Here is a 3447-nt window from a genome sequence, read left to right as displayed (position 1 = left end):
CAACGCATACAACGACAGAGCCGAGCCCTTCGTCTGGACCAAGAAAAAGGTCCGTCAACGCCGTTTCAAAGGCCGCCGTATCACTCAGCTCTGATTCCGGGTACTAGCTTATAAATCTGGAATGCCGGTGCCCACGATCTATTATCTTCGCCACGGTGAGACCGAGTGGAATGCGCTCGGGAGGCTTCAGGGCACCAAGGATGTTCCGCTGAACGCGCGTGGACGCGGTCAGGCCGTGCAGGCCGGCGGCGTGCTGGCGGATCTCTTCAAGCGCGACGGCAAGGACAAGGCGGCGTTACCCTACGTGTCGAGCCCGCTCGGGCGTGCACGCCAGACCATGGAACTCGCGCGCGGCAAGCTCGAGCTGCCGCAGGCCGACTACGCGCTCGACGATCGCCTCCGCGAGATCGGCTACGGCAGCTGGGAAGGGCTGACGCTGGCCGAGAGCGAGGCGGCCGATCCGGACGTCTACGCCCGGCGCCTCGCCGACAAATGGACGGTCGGCCCCGCGGACGGGGAGACCTACGCCGATGTGCAGGTCCGCGTGCGGGCCTGGTACGACGAGCTCCGGACCGATACCGTCGCAGTCGCCCATGGCGGGACGTGTCGGGCCTTGATGGTTTCGCTCGGCCTGGAGACGCCCGCCAGCGCCGCCGAGCTCTATATCGAGCAGGGCGCGGTCTATGTGTTCCGCGACGGGCGGCTGGAGAAGTTTAGTTAAGGGCGGGCGCCGCCCCGTTCTCCGCCGTCATGCCCGGGCTTGTCCCGGGCATCCACGGACTTTTTGCTTCGGGCGGTCAAGAACGTGGATGGCCGGGACAGGCCCGGCCATGACGACTGTGGCGCGTATTTGACCCCAATTTCAGGGCGCGTTACGACACAAGTCAGAACTGACTTACAGGCTAGCGATGTCCTTCAACACCTTCGGCCACATGTTCCGCGTCACCACCTTCGGCGAAAGCCATGGGGTGGCGATCGGCTGCGTGGTCGACGGCTGTCCGCCCATGATCCCGCTCACCGAGGCCGATATCCAGCAGGATCTCGACCGCCGCCGGCCCGGCCAATCGCGCTTCACCACTCAGCGCCAGGAGCCGGACCAGGTGAAAATCCTGTCCGGCGTGATGGCGCATCCGGAGACCGGCGTGCAGGTGACGACGGGCACCCCGATCGGCCTGCTGATCGAGAACACCGACCAGCGCTCGAAGGACTATTCCGAGATCAAGGACAAGTTTCGGCCCGGCCACGCCGACTTCACCTATGAGGCCAAATACGGCCTGCGCGACTATCGCGGCGGCGGCCGCTCCTCGGCGCGCGAGACCGCGATGCGCGTCGCCGCCGGTGCGATCGCGCGAAAAGTGCTGCCCGACGTCAAGGTGCGCGGCGCGCTGGTGCAAATCGGCCCGCACAAGATCGACCGCAACAAATGGGACTGGGACGAGATTGCGAAAAATCCGTTCTTCTGTCCCGACAAGGACAAGGCCGCGTTCTTCGAGACCTATCTCGACGGCATCCGCAAGAGCGGCTCGTCGATCGGCGCGGTGATCGAGGTCGTCGCCGAAGGCGTGCCGGCAGGCCTCGGTGCTCCGATCTACGCAAAACTCGATTCTGATCTTGCGGGCGCGATGATGACCATCAACGCCGTGAAGGGCGTCGAGATCGGCGCCGGCTTTGGCGCGGCGGAGCTCACCGGCGAGGAGAACGCCGACGAGATGCGCACGGGCAACGACGGCACGCGCTTCCTCTCCAACCATGCCGGCGGCGTTCTGGGCGGCATCTCCACTGGACAGCCGGTGGTGGTGCGCTTCGCGGTGAAGCCGACCTCGTCGATCCTCCAGCCGCGCCTTACTGTCGATCGCAAGGGCGCCGACACCGAGATCTTCACCAAGGGCCGCCACGACCCCTGCGTCGGCATCCGCGCCGTCCCGGTCGGCGAAGCCATGATGGCCTGCGTGCTGGCCGATCATTTCATTCGGGATCGCGGGCAGGTGGGGCGCTAGCTCCGAGCAGGGCGTTCGTGTCGCGGTACTGACCCACCGCGCAGCTTGACGTCCCCAAGACTTCGTCCGCAAATGCGGACATGCAAAACTCCGAGATCCAGCGCATCACCAACTGGCTGATCGACGGTGCGAGGTCGTCCGGGACCCCTTCCGAGATGATCGCCGAGGTCTGCGAGCATCTGGTCGCGGCCGGCCTGCCGCTGTCGCGGTTCGGCATCTTCATTCGCACGTTGCATCCGGAAATCTTCGGCCGCAACTTCATCTGGCGCCAGGGCCAGAAGGTCGAGATCGGCACCGTCGATTTCGAGATCCTGGACACGCCCGAATTCGCCCGGAGCCCGCTCCGGATCGTGTTCGAGGAGGGGCTCGAGGTGCGGGGACGGATGGACGATCCGGACAGCAAGCGGTTTCCGTTCCTCGACGACATGCGCGCCGAAGGCGTGACCGACTACCTCGCGATGCCGATGCACTATCTCGACGGCTCGATCCACGCGACGAGCTGGGTCACGCGGCATCCCGGCGGCTTCAGCGACGACGACATCGCGGCAATCCGCTCCATCGGGACACCGCTCGCGCGCGTCGCCGAGATCATCAGCCTGCGCCGCACCGCCGAGATGCTGCTCGACACCTATGTCGGCAACCGTGCCGGCGCGCGTATCCTCGGCGGCCAGATCCGCCGCGGCCACAACGACACCATGCAGGCCGCGATCTGGCTCTCGGATCTGCGCGGCTTTACTGCGCTATCGGACCGGCTGCCGGCCGAGACCGTGGTCGAGATCCTCAACCAGTATTTCGACTGCCAGGTCACCGCGATCCGGGGCCATGGCGGCGAGGTCCTGAAATTCATGGGCGACGGCCTGCTCGCGGTGTTCCCGATCGACGAATATATCGGCGATGCCGCGCATGTCTGCGCGCGCGTGCTGGAGGCCGCGCGCGAATCCCGCGCCAGCGTCGAGGCGCTCGCTTTTCCGGTCGGCGATGTCGTCGAGCGCTTCCGCTTTGGCGTCGCGCTGCACGTCGGCAACATCCTCTACGGCAATATCGGCGGCGGCAATCGCCTCGACTTCACCTGCATCGGCCCCGCCGTCAATCTCGCGGCGCGACTGGAGAAGATCACGGGCCGGCTGGGGCGGACTGTCGTGGTCTCGGAAGTCTTCGCGAACGCCTGCCACCATGACTGGCGCGAGCTCGGCGAATTTCCGATCGCGGGGTTTTCGAAGGCGCAGCGCGTGTATGGGCTTGCCGAAGAGACACCGGTGGTGATGGCCTGATGCGCGATGAGATCAAGATCATTCATCGTCGCAACATGAAGCCCTATTCCTCGGGCTCCGTCGTGAACAGCGTAAGCGGAGCTTTTCTCCCATTTGATTGACTGGTTTCGCTTCGGCTTTCGCTCTGCGATCCTTGGCTTGTCAGAGAGCCGAGAGGAGACTGAAGGCGATGGAACAAT

At 65.2% G+C, this 3447-nt stretch carries 3 protein-coding genes; all 3 read left to right on the top strand.

Features of this window, described 5'->3' with window-relative positions; translation table 11 throughout:
• Positions 1–121 precede the first annotated feature (121 nt).
• Entirely contained in the window at positions 122–721 is a 600-nt protein-coding gene (locus QJT78_RS49515) for a histidine phosphatase family protein (protein ID WP_028148204.1), read from the top strand.
• Positions 722–908: 187 nt separating this feature from the next.
• Positions 909–1997, top strand: coding sequence for a chorismate synthase (gene aroC, locus QJT78_RS49510; RefSeq protein ID WP_028148203.1), 1089 nt, complete (start codon positions 909–911; stop codon positions 1995–1997).
• Between the two features lie 80 nt (positions 1998–2077).
• Complete coding sequence (locus QJT78_RS49505; RefSeq protein WP_028148202.1) at positions 2078–3268, top strand: adenylate/guanylate cyclase domain-containing protein; 1191 nt, start codon at positions 2078–2080, stop codon at positions 3266–3268.
• Positions 3269–3447 lie beyond the last annotated feature (179 nt).

The sequence above is a fragment of the Bradyrhizobium sp. Mp27 genome (assembly GCF_029953005.1).
GTDB classification, from domain to species: domain Bacteria; phylum Pseudomonadota; class Alphaproteobacteria; order Rhizobiales; family Xanthobacteraceae; genus Bradyrhizobium; species Bradyrhizobium barranii.
This window is presented reverse-complemented; position numbering and strand designations above follow the sequence as displayed.

Bases quoted from the DNA above. Each gene is read 5' to 3' on its own strand.
- QJT78_RS49515 (WP_028148204.1), top strand. From the start codon at position 122: ATGCCGGTGCCCACGATCTATTATCTTCGCCACGGTGAGACCGAGTGG.
- aroC (WP_028148203.1), top strand. From the start codon at position 909: ATGTCCTTCAACACCTTCGGCCACATGTTCCGCGTCACCACCTTCGGC.
- QJT78_RS49505 (WP_028148202.1), top strand. From the start codon at position 2,078: ATGCAAAACTCCGAGATCCAGCGCATCACCAACTGGCTGATCGACGGT.